The organism is Bacillus sp. AFS040349 (assembly GCF_002577655.1).
In the GTDB taxonomy this organism is placed as follows: Bacteria; Bacillota; Bacilli; order Bacillales; family Bacillaceae; genus Metabacillus.
This window is the reverse complement of record NZ_NUMC01000062.1, coordinates 16,981-35,452: the sequence shown is the minus strand read 5'-3', so window position 1 is coordinate 35,452 and position 18,472 is coordinate 16,981. Positions and strand designations below refer to the sequence as shown.

Here is an 18,472-nt window from a genome sequence, read left to right as displayed (position 1 = left end):
GGACTTTTTCAGTGGCCTCCCTAAAAGCAGTGTTTCTTTTTGGTTTCTTCACTCACCTTCAGCTCTTCAGCATAGTAAGTGCTACTCGACCTTTCTTGAAGTCCACATCATCCACCCAAACTGTTACTACGTCACCAACAGATACAACATCTAATGGGTGTTTTACAAAAGAACGACTAAGTTTAGAAATATGCACTAATCCATCTTGTTTTACCCCGATATCAACAAATGCTCCAAAGTCGACAACATTGCGAACTGTTCCTTGAAGCTCCATTCCTTGCTGCAAATCCTCCAGTTTTAATACATCCTTCTTTAACAAAGGCTTAGCAACTTCATCGCGGGGGTCCCGCTCAGGACGAATTAATGCATCACATATATCCTTTAAAGTTAGCTCCCCAATTGATAATACATCAGCTGTTTCTTTTAGATTTAAACTTTTCACTTTGTCTTTTAATACTTCGCTTCCTAAGTCGGCCAAAGAAACATTTAATTGCTTCAATAATTTCTCAACTTCCCCATAGCGTTCAGGGTGAATACTTGTCCGATCTAAAGGATGATCTCCATCAAGAACTCGTAAGAAGCCAATACATTGCTCATATGTTTTTGCTCCTAGACGAGGGATATCTTTTAGTTGTTTACGGTTAGAGAATCTCCCTAACTCTTCTCTTTTTTTCACAACATTGTTTGCAACTGCCTTACTGAGTCCAGCTACATACTGAAGTAAGGAAGATGATGCAGTATTTACGTTAACTCCAACCTGGTTTACAACTGTTTCAACAACAAACGTTAGTGATTCATTTAGTTTCTTTTGTGAAACATCATGTTGATATTGGCCTACACCAACTGATTTAGGGTCAATCTTAACTAGTTCAGCTAAAGGATCCTGAAGTCTTCTTGCAATAGAAACAGCACTTCTTTCTTCTACCTGTAAATTTGGGAACTCTTCCCTAGCAAGTTCTGATGCTGAATACACACTTGCTCCTGCTTCGTTAACGATAAGATATGATATATCTCCGGCTAATTCTCTTAGAATGTCTGCAATGAATTGCTCTGTTTCTCTTGATGCTGTTCCATTTCCGATTGCAACAACCTCTATATTAAATTGTTTTATAACATCTACTACCTTTTCTTTTGCTTGTTCTTTCTTATTAACAGGCGGATGAGGATATACCACCCCAATATGAAGCATTTTTCCAGTTGGATCTACAACTGCTAATTTACAGCCTGTTCTAAAAGCAGGGTCAACACCTAGCACCATTCTTCCTTTTAATGGTGGTTGAAGGAGTAAATTTCTTAGATTTTCTGAAAAAATATGTATTGCACGGTCCTCCGCCTTTTCTGATAACTCTTTTCTGATTTCACGCTCAATTGATGGTTGAATAAGACGCTTATACGCATCTTCTATTGTCTCAATCACCAAATCATTCACAACCGATTTTTTCCCCTTCAACTCTTCTTTTTGAAGGTAATCTAGTATCTGATCAGTTGGCGACTGAAGGGATATGCGCAATATATCTTCTTTTTCACCTCGGTTAATCGCCAAAACACGGTGAGGAACAATTTTCTGGATTGGCTCTTCATACTCATAATACATTTCATAAACATTCTTCTCATCTTTTTCTTCATCCTTTGCTACAGAAGAAATAGATCCTTTTCGGAACGTTAACTCTCTAATCCATTGGCGATATTTTGGCTGATCTGAGATTTGTTCTGCTACAATATCTTTTGCACCTTGTATGGCCTCTTCTACTGATGTTACACCTTTTTCTTCATTTATAAATCCTTTTGCCTTGAGTTGGATATCCCCTTCACTTGGCAAACTTAGAATCCAAGTTGCAAGTGGCTCTAACCCTTTTTCCTTTGCAACAGTCGCCTTCGTTCTTCTCTTTTGCTTATATGGTCGATATAAATCTTCTACCTGTTGAAGCTTCATTGCTTTATTAATATCAACAGCAAGTTGTTCAGTTAACTTCCCTTGTTCTTCAATTAAACGCAATACTTCTTCTTTACGATTTTCAAGGTTTTGTATGTATGTCCATTTCTCGGATATATCACGTATCTGCACTTCATCCAATGCACCAGTTTGCTCTTTTCGATAACGGGCAATAAATGGAACTGTATTGCCTTCTTCTAATAATGAAATAACATTCGCAACCTGTTTTATATTGATCGCAAGCTCCTTGCTGATATGCTGCATGATTTTAGTTTGTTTTTCTTCCATATCCGAATCCTCCAACTGAGTTATATTCCTTCAAGCACATGTAAACATTTTACCAAATATATTTGTTCTATTAAAATAAATGGCCATATTAAGTTTAAAATATTGTCCTAGTTTATAAATTAAAAATAGTCGGCTCACTATTTCCTTAGAATAGCTGACCGACTATATATGTTAAATCATCATTTAATGTTTTTGTATATTCTTCAAGTTGTCGTGATAGATCTTCAACAGATTCACCTTTATTTAATAGTGCCTTTATCCCCGGAAGAACTAATCCGTCAGTATGAATGATAAACTTAGAGCCTTGTTCATATGTGTAGGTTTGTGTACGATACTTTTGAGGTTTACCAGAAAGATATCCTAATATCGGAAGAGGATATATATAAGTCCCGGATGGCGCACAAAGAATAAATCGTATATTACCAACGGAGCTATAGGTAAATTCTCTTGTCTTAAAGTCTGCCTTTAAGATAGAAACAGTTGCTCCCCGTTTATCTTTCAGCTCTTCATTACATAATTTCATTAAATCTTCTACATCTTTATCATCATTCTTTTCGACTAACGAACTTATTGCTGCGGAGGATTCATTTGCCCGTTCCCCACTACCTAACCCATCGGCTAAGGCACAGATTAAATATTCATCTGTTGCTTTTATAAAAAAGCTATCACCACAACACGATTTCCCTGCTTTCGGTAACTGAAATGCTAATGTATGAACATGTTGATTATAATCTTGAACAATCATTTATTTAACTCCGGGGGCATGTCTTTTGACAGTGCTTCTCTTAATTTTTGAATAGCTCTCCTTTGTAGCCTTGATACATGCATTTGAGAGATACCTAACTGTTCACCAGTCTCTTTTTGACTTTTATTCAAAATAAACGTACATTCGATAATTTCCTTTTCTCGATCTGATAAAACATGCAATACACTCTGAAGCATTAGTTTTTGATTCACTTTTTCATACCCCTGCTCTTGCGAACCAACAATATCAAGAATGGTAACAGTACTTCCATCAGAATCAGCCTCAATAGAATGGTCGACCGATAAAGCCTGGTAGCTTTTCCCCATTTCCATCGTTTCTAATACTTCCTCTTCAGTTACATCTAGGTATTCCGCTATCTCCCTAACTTGTGGAGATCGTTGATTTTCATTTGTTAACTTGTCTACAGCAGCCTTAATCTTGGGTCCTAATTCTTTAATCCTTCTCGGAACATGAACACTCCATGTTTTGTCTCTTAAGAAACGTTTGATTTCTCCGATTATGGTTGGAATGGCAAAAGCTTCAAACGGCTTTCCAACAGTAGGGTCATATCTTCTAATAGCGCCCAGTAAACCAATCATGCCCACCTGTCTAAGATCTTCATGAAAGCTTTTCCCTTTGGAATATTTCTTCGCTAAGGTTTCAACTAAACCGGTATAGTGTTCAACGAGTGCCAATTGGGCTACTTTACTTTCTGTTTTCTGAAAGTCTAGTATTAACTCGTTCACCTCTTCTTTAGTTAGCTTCATATTTTGAGATGGTTGTGCCATGATCTATTCGCTCCCCGCTTAAATACTTGATCATGAAGACCGTTACCCCAGCGTTAACATGGACACGGACTTCATCCATGAGCGTTTCCATCAAATAGAGACCTAAACCTCCTTCAGGAAGTTGGTCTACTGGACTTGAAGCAGAATAAGGACCAAGTTCATCTTTAGTTTTCTCAAAATCAAAGCTTTTGCCATTATCAGCAATCATTACTTCTAATCGATCTTCATATAAACCAAATCCAACGACCACTTCGCCCTCTTCATTGGTCTTATATGCATGCTGAACAGCATTTGTACAAGCTTCACTTGTAGCAATCTTCAAATCTTCAATATCATCATATGAATATCCCATTCTACTAGCAATCCCAGAGAGGGTTAAACGAATGATACCTACATATTCTGGTTTGGCTGGAACCTTCATCTCTATATAATCTACTAATTGCTTCATTGTACCCCACCCTCTGATTTTGAAGATATATCAATGATGTCACTTAGTCCAGTTATACTAAATAAGCGCTCCAGACGATCTGATAATTCTGCTAAATTTAACTGCCCGCCGTTTTTTCTTACGCTTTTCAACAAACCAACAAACACACCTAAACCCGTACTATCCATATAAGATACATTTTTTAAATTAATTGTAATATTAGGATTCGGCTCTTCCGCTAATGGTATGATGGCTTCTCTTAACTTAGGTGCTGTATAAGCATCAATTTCACCTGCGACGGAGACAATCGCTTGATCTCCAAGTTTATTTATTTCAACTTTTAAATTCACCCGTTATCACCTCAAAAGAACTTTTATGCTATTACATACCCTGTAAAAGATACTGCTAAACCATTCTTCTAATAATTATTAATGTGAAATCATCCCTTAATTGGAAATCCTGCATTTTTTCAAAATGCCTGTAGATTTTTTCTACAATTTGCTGAGACGTTAGATCTATATTCTGATGAATTAAATCTGTAATTGCTGATCTTTCAACAAACCCTTCGTCAGTCCTAGATTCTGTTACTCCATCTGATAATAGGACTACCATATCTCCAGGTTTAACATTCTTCTGATACTGCTTATATTTGAAGTTTTGATCGATCCCTAAAACAAGACCCTTAGCAGTAAGATCCTCAAACTCTCCGGTTGAGGAATGATAATAAAACCCCGGTTCATGTCCCGCTGAAGCATATGTGAATAAGTGGTCAACTGTATTATACATTCCGTAAAACATCGTAATAAACATGCTCGGATCTACATTCCGTTCAACCACTCTATTTAAATTTTCCAGGATTTGATTTGGATTTTTACGTGATTCCGGAAAGCTATCCATTGCATATTTAATCATAGACATGCACAAAGCTGCCGGAATTCCTTTTCCAATAACATCTGCCACCGCGATACTTATTCCTTGTTCATCCTGAACAAAATGATGATAATCTCCATTCATTTGCTTTGCAGGAACACTTATCGCTCCAATATCCAGAGAATCAATAGCAGGAACAGATGTCTCTAACAGTGTTTGCTGAACATTTGCGGCAATTTGGATTTCAGATCTAATCTCTAGCTGCTGGTCTCTCAAACTCTGATGTTCTTGATAGGCTAATCCGTATCCCATCATCACCTCAAGCAGGAAGTCTAATGAAGATAAAACCTCTTGCTGTATATCAGGGAAAAGCTCTTGAAGAACTTTCCTATGTGTACTAATGATTTCTTCAGGTGGAATCTGATGTTCAATCGTTTTTCGACTGAACTTTTGTCCTTGATAAAGTGCTGTTTCTGTTTGTTCATTTAAGTAATTTCTTAATAGCTCCGAATATTTTGTCTCAAGAAAATCACGATAATCCATTTACGTCCTCCTACCGAAGCCATTTCACCGCCTGAATATCTGTTCCTTCACCTACTGTGGAAGAAATATCAAATTCATCCATTAGACGTTTGACTCCCGGCAAACCTGCACCCAAACCTCCAGAAGTAGAAAACCCGTCTTCCATCACTTTTCGAATATCAGGAATTCCCGGTCCATTATCAATGGCTGTTATTTTCAAACCACTTTTTCCAAGGTCATTAATGCGTTCAATACGCATCTCCCCTTGCCCTGCATATAGATATATATTACGAGCTAATTCGGATATAGCAGTAGTAATTCTCGCTTGATCCACTGTACCGAAGCCAAGCTCTTTTGCAACATTCCGACCAAGTTGGCGGGCTGCTACAATGTCCCATTCGGTGACAATTTTAACACAGGATTGGTTTTCCATGCTTTACTCCCCCAACTCCCGCTGTAATGTTTCAAGCCCTTTTTCTAGGTCTAAAGCTGTTTGTACATCCTCAAGCTGGATGCCTAACTCAATTAATGTAATGGCAACAGCAGGCTGTATTCCTGTTAATACAACTTTTGCTCCCATAAGCTTCGACATACTAATTACGTCACCCAGGACCTTTGCGATGAAAGAATCAATAACATCAACTGATGTTAAATCAATAACAACCCCATTTGCACCTGTCTCATGAATTTTATGAAGGAGATCTTCCTGAAATTGTAGAGCAGTTTGGTCATCTAACTCCCACTGAATTGAGATTAGCAAACAATTATGAAGCTTTAAGATTGGTATTCTAGCATTCATTAGTTATTCCTCCAAGGATACGATTTGACGATTTGTCATTTCCAATGCAGATTCTATTCCTTTTTGAAGACTATTCTTCGTAATAACTTGACTTAAATCAATCCCCAGATTGACAATTGTTTGAGCAATTTCCGGTCTTATCCCAACCAATAAACATTTTGCCCCTACTAACCTTACTGCCTCAGATGCTTGAATAATATGATGAGCAACCATTGTATCAACAACTGGAACTCCCGTAATATCTATTAACACAACCTCAGCACGATGCTTAACAACACCTTGCAACAAGTTCTCCATAATTCGTTTTGCTCTCTCAGTATCAATTGTTCCTACTAAAGGCATAACGGTAATATTATCAAAAACCGGAATAAGCGGTGCAGATAATTCTTGTAAAGCTATTTTTTGAAGAGAAACAGTTCGCTCCCAGGAAGATGCATAGTGATAAAGAACTTCACTGTTAATTGGAGCAATCCATTTATCAAATGCCCAGACTAACGCCATTTTCTCCTCATCAGTGTTCTCAACTGTCATCAACTCAAATAAAAGCTTACTCATTTCTTTTAAACTTGTTGAAATAAAACGAAGAGACCACCCTAATTGAACAACTCTTTGTGAAAACTCAGAAATCTTACTATTAATTTCATCATCTGGCTTTCTAAAATACTGTAATAGTATATTGATATATTCATTGCAAATGTTTGTATATACTTGATCAGAAATAACGTTTGATACCTTCTGGTCATCCACGTTCTTCATTTTTTCTTCCCATTTTATAATCAGTTCTTCTCTGTTTGTTTGAATAAATGTCAAAAATGGATTAGAATCTTGACTCATCGTTCTGTTACTCCTCCTTAAAATTCACGGTCAATGTCATCGCTTTAATTATACAGATTTCTTTGGACAAAAAAAAGCACTACACAGAATACTCTTTTAAGTGCTATAGGGATTTCCCATTAGTAAGACAAACATGTATACATAGATACGATAAAATCGTATACAAAAGAACCTTCAAAACAAAAAATAAAGACTCTGTTAAACAATTGTTATTTCATACAAAGAGTCTTCTGTCATCTATAATGGTGTTTTAACAAAGCCAAAAAATAAAAAAGGATGCTTTTCGGGCAACCTTTTTAGTTTTTAAATCATATATTCTATTGTATAAGGATATTTAAAAATCGATAAGTCCTAAGCTTATTTGTAAGGCTTCATCAACTTTATCCATCATCTCATCATCTAGATGGGTAATTTTATCAGTAAGCCTTTGTTTATCAATCGTTCGAATCTGTTCAAGCAGGATAACCGAATCCCTTTCAAACCCGTAACGCTTAGCATCAATCTCAACATGAGTTGGCAATTTTGCTTTTTGAATTTGGGCCGTAATTGCCGCTATAATAACTGTAGGACTAAAGCGGTTCCCAATATCGTTTTGAATAATTAATACAGGACGCACGCCACCTTGCTCTGAACCTACAACTGGAGAAAGATCGGCAAAATAAACGTCGCCTCGTTTAACAATCAAATGATTAACCCCCGCTGACTAAGCGTTCAACGGTATGGTCAGCCTCAGATTCTGCCAAAAATGCTTCAGATGCAATATTCAAATTGATTTTTGCCATTTCCATGTAACCGCGTCTCATAGACTCACGAATTTGGCGCTTTTTACGCTCACGAATATACATTTTTGTCGCTTGATAAATAAGCTCGTTTCTGTTCCCGTTCTCTTGTTTTACCAATACATCCAATTCTGATACTAATGCTTGAGGTAACTGAATTAAAATTTCTGTTGTTGCGCTGGATTCAGACACAAACATACACCTCCACCAAACTTACCATCCTATTATATTCATTCCACATTTAATAATAACATTTACTTTCAAAGATGCAAAGTATTTTCACTAGAAAGCGGCATTTGTAAAGTCTTTTAGGCATAAATACATACTACTTTTCGATTTTTGAAGGCTCACTCTAATGACTATATGACTGTTTTACTCTTTTATCACAAATTTATTTAACAATAGAGAAAATAGCAGAGACACCAAACTGAAAATTTACCCTTCTCTATTATGGTCATGTAAAGGTTTATTATTCATTTTTTTGATATCATTTGAAAAGTTTCTATTCGTTGGGCATATTTCATAAAAGAGGATTACTCACTTCAATTATACAATCATCTTTTATATACATACGGGGAACTCGTGAAGTAATTGTACATGGCACCTCATAATTTATTGTATCAAGACGCTTTGCTATCTCATCTATTGTGATTTTCTCATGATCCTGCTTACCAATTAACGTAACGTTTGTTCCTACAGGTATTTCATATGGAAGTTTGACCATACATTGATCCATACAGATCCGACCTACTAAAGGTACACGCTTCTTTTGAATAATCACTTCTGCATCTTTTAACTTTCTTATCCATCCATCAGCATAACCAATTGGCAAAGTTCCAATCCATTCATCTTCTTTTGCTTCATATGTTGCTCCATAACTAATTTTCGTTCCTTTTGTAACTTTCTTTACGTGAACTAATTTTGTTTGTAAAGAAAATGCCTCTTGTAGTGGAAATGGAAGTTCACTTTTCATCTCCGGTGAAGGAGATAACCCATACATAGATATCCCAAATCTGACCGCATTATATACCTTTGATGGAAATTTTAATCCTGTAGCACTGTTTGCACAATGAACGAGTAAACGATGATTTGGTATGGTTGAAACCATTTTTTCAAACCTATCATATTGAGTTAGAAAATAAGTTGGGTCATCTTCATCTGCTGTTGCAAAATGTGTATAAATGCCTTTAACATGAAACCGATTTGATTCTTGCGCAAAATCAAAAATGTCTATGAGTTCATTTTCATTCTGAACGCCAAGTCGCCCCATACCTGTATCTACTTTTATATGAAGATCAATAAAATTTTGAATAGATCCTTCTGCTTCCTTTAGCCAATCCAACGAAAATACAGTTACTGTTAGGTTATGCTTTTCAACCATGTCAACATCTGAGGCTCTAATGGCTCCCATTACTAAAATTGGTGCTTGTATACCTTGCCTGCGCAATGATATTGCCTCATCTAAAAAAGCAACTGCAAGCATGGTTGCACCAGATATTAATGCAGTCTCCGCCACTTGCTTAGCCCCATGACCATAAGCATTTGCCTTTACTACCGCAATTAAATGAACCTCTTCACCTATATGTTGTTTCATTAAACGAACATTATGTTCAATTGCATCTAGATTTACTTCAACCCATGTATCACGAAAAAAACCCGGTTGCATGACTCCACTTCCTTACGTAATCGACTGTTAAGAAAACATTTTAATTTTGTACAGTTTATCCACCAGTTATTTTACTTTATATTGTGATTATCTCGACTAAAGGACAGAATTGTCAAATTAATAGGAGTAAAAATATCAAAAAGGGGTAAATTAACCTTGGAATTTAGGGTTAACTTCTGGAACATATAGAAAACTTGCCTAAGTTGGGCAAGTTCATGAAGTGGAGAATGATTAAAAAAACGGGTGGATTCCCCACCCGAAAAAGGATTATTTGGCTGTTTGACCTTGTACAGATTTAGCAACCATTAACATCTCATCTTCTGTTAAATCTTCAGATGCTAACATATAATCTACCCCATCATGTGACCATGTTAATGTAGATTCTGACATAGCACCGATTGTGAAGCCTAAATCTGCCGGATAACCATCTACGTATGTTGATGTAGAAGCAGATGCAGGTGTTGCAATTTCAGCTGTTTCTTGAATTAGCGTAAAGGACTTTTCTCCACCGAATGATAAAATAACACGTTTACCATTTTCAGTTTCAACTTCTGATTCCTCAAGTAGTTTTACACCGTTTGGTTGTTCTAAAGGATATTTAACAGTGAAAGGTTCGCGGTCACCAGTAGCCATTGTTGGAACTTCAATCTGAGCGCTTGACATATTTTTCTCTACATCAAATGAATTTTCATCAAAAGATGCATTGAACTCAAAGCTTGAGAATTCTACAACAACAAGTGGATTTCGGTCTGTATCCATCACTTTGACCATTGTTGGAGATAAATCTTTCTTGTTAAATGTAATTTCTTGTGCAGGTAGCATTTTATTGTTTTGATAATTTGTTTTCGTTTCAAAAACATACTTTTCTTCAGCAGCAGAAAACTTTGCTTCAGCATCTTTTAAAATATCATTTACTAAAGATTCATATAAGTATGCCTGACTGCTATTTTGTGGCCAATCACTTTGGAAACGGAAGCTTTTATTTAGTGCTGGAGTTAATACAAATACCCCTTCGTCATTACGCAAGATCATTTGGCTTTGCTCTTTCTGCGAATTCTTAAGGTTTACTCGGTAGTAAGAAGGATTTTTATGCCAAATTTCGATTTCATACTCCTGTGGATCACTACCTGTTTGAAGTGTCATCTTTCCTTTTGCCTTATACCCTGACATTTCATCAATCTTCTTTTCTAACGCCTGAACTACATCTGCCTGTGATTTTTCACCACATCCCGCTAGAACAAGTACTGTTAAAAGCCCTACTAATAATAACACAAAGCTTTTTTTCAACTTTTTCAACCCCTTTGCCTCATATAACGTTAAAAAGGAAGAAATGTTTTGCTAGATCTCATGTCTTTCAACTACCAGGCTCCATTAATCCCTAGTAAAGATGAAAGATGAATTCTTAAAAACAACTTGTCTTCCCTATCGCATTACCAAATATATGAGACAAACTTTCCGAATATGCAGACTAGCTATAAAATTATTCAAAAAGCATAGGGTCTTTTATTTACCTTCTATTATTACTTGAGCAGCAGCATATTGTCTTGAATGGGTAATTGAAACATGAACAACAGAATCCCGAGCTGTATCCTTTAGTATTTCAATACTCGGCTTTCCTTTATCATCATTTGTTATTTCTATGTCTTGAAATCCAATCTCTTCACCAATTCCAGTTCCTAACGCTTTTGAATATGCTTCCTTTACAGCAAAACGTCCAGCTAAAAACTCTACTTTTCTTTCCCTAGATAAAGTTGAAAACTTTTCAATTTCATTCATTGTTAATATTCGCTTAATAAAACCTGGCTGACGATCAACAATTCTTCTAATGCGATCCAATTCAATGATATCTAAACCAATTCCTGTAATCATATGTATAACAACACCTTCCAAGCCTTAATAGTACTATTTCCTAGAACTCGTACATATTCGTGTTAGTATAAAAGCATACTTGAACATTAATAATCAAAACAACATATTTGAAATGATCCAAAGGAGGACATTTATGTTTACTAGAACAGAGAATTTCCGCACCTTTTTACAATTATATCCTATTGTTTCCATTATTGTTGGCATTCACATCTTATTTTGGGTTCTCTTTCAAGTGCCAATTCCTCAGTTGCAAATATTATTGGGATTATTAGATGGCTTTAACGCGGGAATTGCAAATGGAGAGTATTGGCGACTACTTACACCAATCTTTCTTCATATTGGATTCGGCCATTTGTTTTTTAATACAATCTCACTTATTTTATTTGCACCTGCCCTTGAGAAGATGCTTGGGAAAGCCAGGTTTATTCTTTTATATGTAGGTGCCGGAGTTATTGCAAGTGTTGCAACTTATATTATTGAGCCCCTTCAATACTCCCATATCGGAGCTTCCGGTGCTATTTTCGGTTTATTTGGAGCTTACTTATTTATGGTGTATTTCAGAAAAGGGATCATTGATCAAGCGAACACTCAAATTATAATTAGCATTTTAGTCATCGGTCTTATTATGACTTTTATCAATACAAATATAAATGTTGTCGCACACATTTTTGGGATGATAGGCGGTTTTTTACTTTCACCTATTTTGATAAAAAAACCAAGACATTATTCTTACCAATCTTTTTACACACCTAACACAGCTCGGAAGACAAATGTTTTTTCTTTCAACTACAGAACACTCTTTTGGATTATTTTTAGTATCCTAATTTTAATTGGATTGTTTTTTAGATTTTAGTTTAGAGTAAAAACAGACACAGCCTATCGCGGCTGTGTCTGTTTATTTTCCCGTTTCATATGAATACCAAGAAATGATTTTGTCCGTATCATGTTCATCCATATCTTTGACGGGAAAGCTGTTTCCAACCAGTCCGGTTTTTATCGTACACTCAAATGTTTGGAGTGAATATTTCTTTTGGAAATAGGAGGTTTTCGTTTTCACAGACTGCAGACGATTACGATATACAAGTATATCCGTTTTAGAAACCCTTCGAAATGCTAACTGCAGCTGATCGCCTTCTATATTCCAGCCTGCATCTTTATATGAATAGTACCCCCACACTAAACAAATTGGAATGAGAATAAGTGAACTATATCCCCATGGTTGAAAAAAATAAAGAAGCGGAAGTATTATAGCAATTGCAGGTAACACTTTCCTTATCATATACCTTTTCTTTGATATTATAGGTAAACGATGCAACCGGCTACTTTGTTTGAATAATGGTACAAACTGTTCCATTAAAGTTGAAACTTCATGCTTAGAGACAACTGGAAACAGTATTGTGGAAGTGCCCTCATCAACTGCACTGCCTCCTGCACTTTCTATATAAACAGTTTTATAGCCAAGCAGTTGCCTTAGTGGGTTTTGCACAATTTTAATCGCTTGAATTCGTTTTAACGGAATTGATACTTGGCTTTTTTCAAAGATTCCTCGAGAAATCCTTATTTCATCTTCCTCTTTCACAACTGTAAAGTACGCATATTTTAATAACACACCAATAATACTTAAGATCCAAGCGATAAAAAAACCAATAAATACTAAGATGGCATACAAAGTAATACTTGCATGTGTAAGAAACTCAAATCGCTCAAAAATTTCCTCAAACGAGATCAATTCATCAAATTGTGAGACAAAAGCAGCAACTGCTGAAATAATAACTCCGATTCCACTAGACGTAGATGCAGCAACTAAAAGATCTTTCGTTTTCATTTTATAAACTGTCTGCACTTGTTGAATAGTTTGATCTTCTTCTATTAGAGAAGGCTTTTTTATTTCCTGCTTATATTCTGCTAAAACTTCTTGAATTTTGTCGGCATCTTGTTTTTTTATGGCAGATAATACGGCTTCAGCTTCCATTCCAGTTCCAGCAGTTTCAACTTGGACCTTTACAAGTCGAAACAGTTGTTGAACAATCCCTGCACTAATATTAATAGTTTGAATTCGTTCAATAGGAATGTACCTTTTCTTTGTCACAAAAATGCCATGCTTGATTCTCAATTCACCATCTTCAAACCAATATGTAAACTTCCACCATTCTAATATACTTGTTACAACAATAAGAAGGGCTAAACAGCATCCACCTATGATAAAGTAAAGATCAAACCGGTCATTACTACCAACAAAGAAGAAAACAATAGCAGGGATTATATATGACTTTATCATTCTTGCAAAGCTTAAAATCATCCCTACTGGGTGAATTCTTTTAGGCTCAAACATCATCGTCTGTCACCCTCGCCAACTTTGAGATATGATCCCGCATAAGATCTGCTTCTTCTAAATCCAAAGCTGGTATTTCATGCTTAGTTGCAGCAGTAGAAATTTCAATTGAAGCTAATTTATATCTCCGTAACAAAGGACCTTGATGAGTATCAACATGTTGAACTCTAACCATTGGAATTAATACTCTTTTTATCACAAACAGTCCATACTGCAAATCAATTTCATGTTCATGAACTTCATATCTCCAAACTCGATGCCTCACCCTCGGGATGACCAACACACTGATGATTGTATAAACCACCCAAATAGCTACAGCTACTCCTAAGAACCAATACGAAAGTTCCAGAAAATAAATACCTACTCCAATGGCGACCACAATTAGTAACCAAAAACCTGCACTAATTAAAGCACCCATCTTCCAGGCCGTTAATGCCCTTTTACTAATTTGATTTTTCGGCTGTTCTCTCAACCCTCTCTCTCCCTTTTTTAAAATTATAATGAAAATTACGTACTTGCTTGTAGAAAAGCAGGCCGTTCCAACAATTGTTTTATAGCATTACTAAAATGAAAATAATCCCATTTATTATAGCATAATGGGATCTTTCTATTTGTTACTACCATGTAAATAATTCCTTTATTTTATCTTGAAAGATGATTGATCAATCCATTCTATTTCTGAATGAGACTTCAAATCGGACACTAACTGAAAGAGGGCATTATCCTTTTGTTTTGCTTCAATCATGCAATCAATTTGATCAACACTTCCTTTTACAGTGTGTAAAAACGTTAGGAACATGTTTGGATCAATATAATCTGCATGTGCTCGAAAATCTTTTTCATTTTTGGGACTAGAGATATGCATTTTAATCGGAAGACTTGATTCCTTCCAGGTCCCAACAACACGGTCCCAATGCTTTTCCCAATCAGAATCCTCATGGAAAGCTAAGTGATGGTGATAGTCAAAAACCTGCGGAACACCTAATTTTTCACATAAATAAAGAGCATCACTTAAGTCAAAGGTGGTGTCATCATTCTCAAAGATAAGCATTCTTTGTAATGATAGTGGAATCAATCCCCAATTATGAATAAATTGCTCGAGGGATTTTAGTTTGTCATCATATGCTCCGCCAATATGAATCACACATCTATGCTCAGGATCTATTCCCATTCCTTCCAATAGCATCTCATGCATATGTAAAGTTTTTAAAGACATTTTCATAATTTCCTTTTGTGTAGAATTCAATACAACAAAATGGTCAGGATGAAAACCAACACGAATAGGATGTTTTTTAAGATACTCTCCTATTTCAGCTAAGGATTCATCTAAATTGCTCATATATTTCCAATCTCGAAGTTCTTCATGATTAGCCAAAGGAATCAGCTTTGAGCTAAAACGAAAAAAATGAATATGATGTGCCACATTATGCTTTAGCAGCCTTAAACAGTTTTGAATATTTGATTGAGCTATTTTTTCTAACTTCGCTATCGCAGCTTCCCTGTCCTTAATTTTTTGAAACTGTGTAAAAGTCATGGTTTGAGAAGGAGAGCAATTTTGCAAGTTCATACTCATTGCCACATACCCTAACCGTACAATTGTCATGTTTGTCACCTCTTAAGGAATAGTGTGTGTAGGTATAGCTTGCCCTAAGTAGATGATTTTGATTTGAGTTGGGGTGTTGGGGGGATGGGACGGTTTCATGCGGGGGGTGGTCTTCATTTGGGTTATGAAGAACGTTAGGCGCTTTTCTTTGCGGATTTTGGTCTTCATTCCGCTTATGAAGTACGTTAGCGTGCATTTCTTTGCGGATTTTAGTCTTCATTCCGCTTATGAAGTACGTTAGCGCGCTTTTCTTTGCGGATTTTGGTCTTCATTCCGCTTATGAAATACGTTAGCGCGAGTTTCTTTGCAGGGTTTGGTCTTCATTCGGCTCATGAACGACACTACCCTCTCTCACCTCACCTCTTTTATCGTTCATCCACCTCATGAACGACACTATCCACTCCCCACTTACCGCTTATGCCGTTCATCAAGCTCATATCATCCCAATTCCACCTCAAGCGAAACAATAACAATACACTACTCATCCTGCCCAACAGGCTTAGCATGGACAGGAAACCTAAGCTTAATAACCGTTCCTTCCCCAACGGCCGAGGTTACATGAATCTCACCATTGTGCAACTTGACGATTTCCTTTGCAATACTCATTCCCAGGCCTGCTCCATCGACTTTCTCCTCTGTGTTAGTGCCCCTAAAGTATCGTTCAAAAAGATTTTCTTGCATCTCTTCGTTCATACCAACACCCTGATCTTCAACAGCTATTTCTACAAATTGTGGATCCATTGCTTTTTTGAGTGTCACAAAAATAGCTGTATTAGGAGGGTTATGTTTTATTGCATTCATAATTAAATTATCAAAAATACGCTCAAACCATTTCCTTGAAATATCAAGTTCTAAGTTTTTAACCTCTTCCACAAAAGAAATGTTCACATTCCCAAGCATTCGATCATTCTTATATTTCTGTACAACATCCTTAAGGAAGTCATTAAGCAGTATTTTTTCCTTTAAATAATATAGAGAATTGTTTTTTAATTGAAAGGCTAATGAAAAGTCCTCCACAAGCCCAAGCATATATTCCCCTTTTTCTCTGATCACCTTGCCCATATCTTTTATTTCCTCATTGGACCATTCATATTTGTCACTTTCAAGTAAATGACCATAACCTTGAACAGATGCTAAAGGTGTTCTTAAATCATGAGAAATTCCTGTCATCCACTCTTCCCTTGTTTGATCCAGTCGTTTTCTTTCTTTTTCTGTTGAACTTAGTGTTTCTGCCATATTGTAGAAGGCTTGAAAAACTTCCTGATAAAGACGATAACGCACTTTAACTTTTCCATTTTTACGAAAAATTCTTTTCCTTTCATCTTCAGTAAGAACTTCTTGATATTGACCATGTTCCATTCGTTCTAGCCAACTAGTAAAAATGATGATGGGGCGACCGTATCTAAACCCGTGCCACACAGCAATACTAATCGTAATCAGCAGAATAATGACCCCAACTATTATAAATGCAATTAAGATGTCACGATAAAATGTTTGCTCAGCATAAGCTTCTTTCATATTATTTTTGGAGTGAAGAACCCAAATTCGATTTGTCTTCTGATCATGGATAACTGATACCCTTGTGTTATATAAGCCTGGGGCTTTTTCTCTTGTGAGGATTTCAATTGGATTATAATGTTCAATGTTAAGATCTTTTCCAAAAGATTGGACTACTTTTCCTTCCTCATTCACTAAGTGAAGAGTATTGGATTTATCCATTTCCTTCTCTAATAAGTTTACTTTGCTTTTATCCACTTCTCCATTTTGACTATATTTTTTAATAAGTTTCTGTAACTGTTCATATGTCATGTCCCTAAAACCTAATAAATAATAATAAGGCTCATTATAGCTAATCGTATCTAATTCAGTGTAAACTGAGTAACCTTTAAAACGCTGGTCTTCTTCTATTTCTAATATTTCACTTAATGAATAGGAATCTTGTATGTCAGGTGGCTTATTGCTGGATGCAATTTCTTTTCCATTTTTATCAACAATTTGAAACCACATATCTTTCTTTTGCAGCTGTTGTTCCCATCCCTTACTAATGTCTGCTTTACCATCAGTGATCGAAGTTTCAGTAGAAATTGATTCTAGTGCTCCTGTGGGGAAGCTTCTTTTCAAATCTTCTGTGGAAATAAACCATATTAACAAGATTAATAGTGCCACGAAAATGGTGCTGATTAATAAGGTAATCCCTATATATTGCAGTAGAAAGTGAAAGGTTAGTCTTCGTTTTACAACTCTCACACCTCTTTCTCCTTCACAAGCTTATAGCCTAATCCACGTACAGTTTTTAAATATTTTGGATTGCTTGGATCTTCTTCAATTCGCTCTCTTAGCTTATGAATATGGACAGTAACCGTATTGTCATCAACAAATCGGTCATAACCCCAAACTGTTTCAAGTAATTGTTGCTTAGAAATCACAATATTAGGATTTTGGCAGAAATAGATTAATAGTAAAAAGGCTTGTGCTGGACACGGAACAACCTTTCCCTTTACAAGTAACTCCCCTGCATCTACATCCACTACAAAGCCCTTATAATCAAAGCTATTACCTGACTTCACTCCATCATTAAATGAGGTCCTTTCAGGTAAAGTTCTTCTTTTCAATGTTGCTTTTATTCTTGCTGCAATTTCAAGTGGATTAAATGGCTTCGTCACATAATCATCTCCACCAATTGCAAAGCCTGTTAATACATCTAAATCAGACACTTTTGCAGTTAGAAATAAAATATAGGCATTAGAAATATCTCTTATTTTTGGACATAAATCAAAGCCTGATAAATCCGGGAGCATGACATCTAGAACGATATAATCAATATCTTCCTGCTGAACAATTTCCAATGCTTCCCTGGCTGTATATGCTTTAAAAATATTTATAAATCCTTCTTTATTCAGAACCATTTCAACCATCTTCACAATGGATGTTTCGTCATCTACCAATAAAATATTCGCTTCTTGCATTCAACCTCACCTCAAACCGATCGTATCATACAAACATTACCAAAACATTAA

General features: G+C 36.0%; 19 protein-coding genes and 1 pseudogene. 1 reads left to right on the top strand and 19 read right to left on the bottom strand.

The annotated features are described in order from the left end of the window. Window positions 1-58 precede the first annotated feature (58 nt). From COD11_RS14455 to acpS, 14 genes are all read right to left on the bottom strand, one after another. Window positions 59-2,221, bottom strand: a complete 2,163-nt coding sequence (locus COD11_RS14455; protein WP_098797607.1) for a Tex family protein — start codon at window positions 2,219-2,221, stop codon at window positions 59-61. A gap of 145 nt (window positions 2,222-2,366) precedes the next feature. Next, complete coding sequence (locus tag COD11_RS14450; protein WP_098797606.1) at window positions 2,367-2,966, bottom strand: PP2C family serine/threonine-protein phosphatase; 600 nt, start codon at window positions 2,964-2,966, stop codon at window positions 2,367-2,369. Beyond that, on the bottom strand, window positions 2,963-3,754 hold the full coding sequence (gene sigB, locus COD11_RS14445) for an RNA polymerase sigma factor SigB (protein WP_098797605.1): 792 nt from the start codon (window positions 3,752-3,754) through the stop codon (window positions 2,963-2,965). The genes COD11_RS14450 and sigB overlap by 4 nt, the downstream gene beginning before the upstream one ends. Next, a complete protein-coding gene (gene rsbW, locus COD11_RS14440; protein WP_098797604.1) occupies window positions 3,720-4,202 on the bottom strand; it encodes an anti-sigma B factor RsbW in 483 nt (160 codons plus the stop codon). Before rsbW ends, sigB begins: the two co-directional genes overlap by 35 nt. Further along, the gene (locus COD11_RS14435) at window positions 4,199-4,531 is read right to left on the bottom strand and encodes an anti-sigma factor antagonist (protein ID WP_098797603.1); all 333 of its coding nucleotides are present in this window, start codon (window positions 4,529-4,531) and stop codon (window positions 4,199-4,201) included. The genes rsbW and COD11_RS14435 overlap by 4 nt, the downstream gene beginning before the upstream one ends. Window positions 4,532-4,586: 55 nt before the next feature. Beyond that, window positions 4,587-5,594, bottom strand: a complete 1,008-nt coding sequence (locus tag COD11_RS14430) for a PP2C family protein-serine/threonine phosphatase (protein ID WP_098797602.1) — start codon at window positions 5,592-5,594, stop codon at window positions 4,587-4,589. 10 nt (window positions 5,595-5,604) lie between these two features. After that, complete coding sequence (locus COD11_RS14425; protein ID WP_098797601.1) at window positions 5,605-6,006, bottom strand: anti-sigma regulatory factor; 402 nt, start codon at window positions 6,004-6,006, stop codon at window positions 5,605-5,607. A gap of 3 nt (window positions 6,007-6,009) precedes the next feature. Beyond that, window positions 6,010-6,372, bottom strand: coding sequence for an STAS domain-containing protein (locus COD11_RS14420; protein ID WP_098797600.1), 363 nt, complete (start codon window positions 6,370-6,372; stop codon window positions 6,010-6,012). A gap of 3 nt (window positions 6,373-6,375) precedes the next feature. Beyond that, window positions 6,376-7,206, bottom strand: a complete 831-nt coding sequence (locus COD11_RS14415) for an STAS domain-containing protein (RefSeq protein ID WP_098797599.1) — start codon at window positions 7,204-7,206, stop codon at window positions 6,376-6,378. Window positions 7,207-7,540: 334 nt separating this feature from the next. Continuing rightward, window positions 7,541-7,891 (bottom strand): type II toxin-antitoxin system endoribonuclease NdoA, encoded by a 351-nt coding sequence (gene ndoA / locus COD11_RS14410; protein WP_026562078.1) that lies wholly within the window; start codon window positions 7,889-7,891, stop codon window positions 7,541-7,543. 4 nt (window positions 7,892-7,895) lie between these two features. Then, a complete protein-coding gene (locus tag COD11_RS14405; RefSeq protein WP_098797598.1) occupies window positions 7,896-8,177 on the bottom strand; it encodes a CopG family ribbon-helix-helix protein in 282 nt (93 codons plus the stop codon). Window positions 8,178-8,505: 328 nt separating this feature from the next. Continuing rightward, the gene (gene alr, locus COD11_RS14400) at window positions 8,506-9,651 is read right to left on the bottom strand and encodes an alanine racemase (protein WP_098797597.1); all 1,146 of its coding nucleotides are present in this window, start codon (window positions 9,649-9,651) and stop codon (window positions 8,506-8,508) included. A 267-nt stretch (window positions 9,652-9,918) separates the two neighbouring features. Then, a complete protein-coding gene (locus tag COD11_RS14395; protein ID WP_255301627.1) occupies window positions 9,919-10,947 on the bottom strand; it encodes a LolA family protein in 1,029 nt (342 codons plus the stop codon). A gap of 207 nt (window positions 10,948-11,154) precedes the next feature. Continuing rightward, complete coding sequence (gene acpS / locus COD11_RS14390) at window positions 11,155-11,520, bottom strand: holo-ACP synthase (protein ID WP_098797595.1); 366 nt, start codon at window positions 11,518-11,520, stop codon at window positions 11,155-11,157. 133 nt (window positions 11,521-11,653) lie between these two features. On the opposite strand from acpS, the pseudogene COD11_RS14385 reads away from it, so the two are divergent. Then, window positions 11,654-12,247: pseudogene (locus COD11_RS14385) on the top strand (rhomboid family intramembrane serine protease); the annotation flags it as partial. A gap of 168 nt (window positions 12,248-12,415) precedes the next feature. Here the strand turns inward: COD11_RS14385 and COD11_RS14380 are convergent. The 5 genes from COD11_RS14380 to COD11_RS14360 all read right to left on the bottom strand — a co-directional run bounded on the left by COD11_RS14380 (window position 12,416) and on the right by COD11_RS14360 (window position 18,421). Next, window positions 12,416-13,855, bottom strand: coding sequence for a PH domain-containing protein (locus COD11_RS14380; protein WP_098797593.1), 1,440 nt, complete (start codon window positions 13,853-13,855; stop codon window positions 12,416-12,418). Next, complete coding sequence (locus tag COD11_RS14375) at window positions 13,845-14,324, bottom strand: PH domain-containing protein (protein ID WP_098797592.1); 480 nt, start codon at window positions 14,322-14,324, stop codon at window positions 13,845-13,847. Before COD11_RS14375 ends, COD11_RS14380 begins: the two co-directional genes overlap by 11 nt. Window positions 14,325-14,489: 165 nt before the next feature. After that, window positions 14,490-15,455, bottom strand: coding sequence for a UV DNA damage repair endonuclease UvsE (gene uvsE / locus COD11_RS14370; RefSeq protein WP_098797591.1), 966 nt, complete (start codon window positions 15,453-15,455; stop codon window positions 14,490-14,492). Between the two features lie 477 nt (window positions 15,456-15,932). Next, entirely contained in the window at window positions 15,933-17,702 is a 1,770-nt protein-coding gene (locus COD11_RS14365; protein WP_098797590.1) for a sensor histidine kinase, read from the bottom strand. Then, a complete protein-coding gene (locus COD11_RS14360; RefSeq protein ID WP_098797589.1) occupies window positions 17,699-18,421 on the bottom strand; it encodes a response regulator transcription factor in 723 nt (240 codons plus the stop codon). Before COD11_RS14360 ends, COD11_RS14365 begins: the two co-directional genes overlap by 4 nt. Window positions 18,422-18,472: the final 51 nt, after the last annotated feature.

Coding starts and splice junctions, on each gene's coding strand:
- COD11_RS14455 (WP_098797607.1), bottom strand. CDS start 2,221: ATGGAAGAAAAACAAACTAAAATCATGCAGCATATCAGCAAGGAGCTT.
- COD11_RS14450 (WP_098797606.1), bottom strand. CDS start 2,966: ATGATTGTTCAAGATTATAATCAACATGTTCATACATTAGCATTTCAG.
- sigB (WP_098797605.1), bottom strand. CDS start 3,754: ATGGCACAACCATCTCAAAATATGAAGCTAACTAAAGAAGAGGTGAAC.
- rsbW (WP_098797604.1), bottom strand. CDS start 4,202: ATGAAGCAATTAGTAGATTATATAGAGATGAAGGTTCCAGCCAAACCA.
- COD11_RS14430 (WP_098797602.1), bottom strand. CDS start 5,594: ATGGATTATCGTGATTTTCTTGAGACAAAATATTCGGAGCTATTAAGA.
- COD11_RS14425 (WP_098797601.1), bottom strand. CDS start 6,006: ATGGAAAACCAATCCTGTGTTAAAATTGTCACCGAATGGGACATTGTA.
- COD11_RS14420 (WP_098797600.1), bottom strand. CDS start 6,372: ATGAATGCTAGAATACCAATCTTAAAGCTTCATAATTGTTTGCTAATC.
- COD11_RS14415 (WP_098797599.1), bottom strand. CDS start 7,206: ATGAGTCAAGATTCTAATCCATTTTTGACATTTATTCAAACAAACAGA.
- alr (WP_098797597.1), bottom strand. CDS start 9,651: ATGCAACCGGGTTTTTTTCGTGATACATGGGTTGAAGTAAATCTAGAT.
- acpS (WP_098797595.1), bottom strand. CDS start 11,520: ATGATTACAGGAATTGGTTTAGATATCATTGAATTGGATCGCATTAGA.
- COD11_RS14380 (WP_098797593.1), bottom strand. CDS start 13,855: ATGATGTTTGAGCCTAAAAGAATTCACCCAGTAGGGATGATTTTAAGC.
- uvsE (WP_098797591.1), bottom strand. CDS start 15,455: ATGACAATTGTACGGTTAGGGTATGTGGCAATGAGTATGAACTTGCAA.
- COD11_RS14360 (WP_098797589.1), bottom strand. CDS start 18,421: ATGCAAGAAGCGAATATTTTATTGGTAGATGACGAAACATCCATTGTG.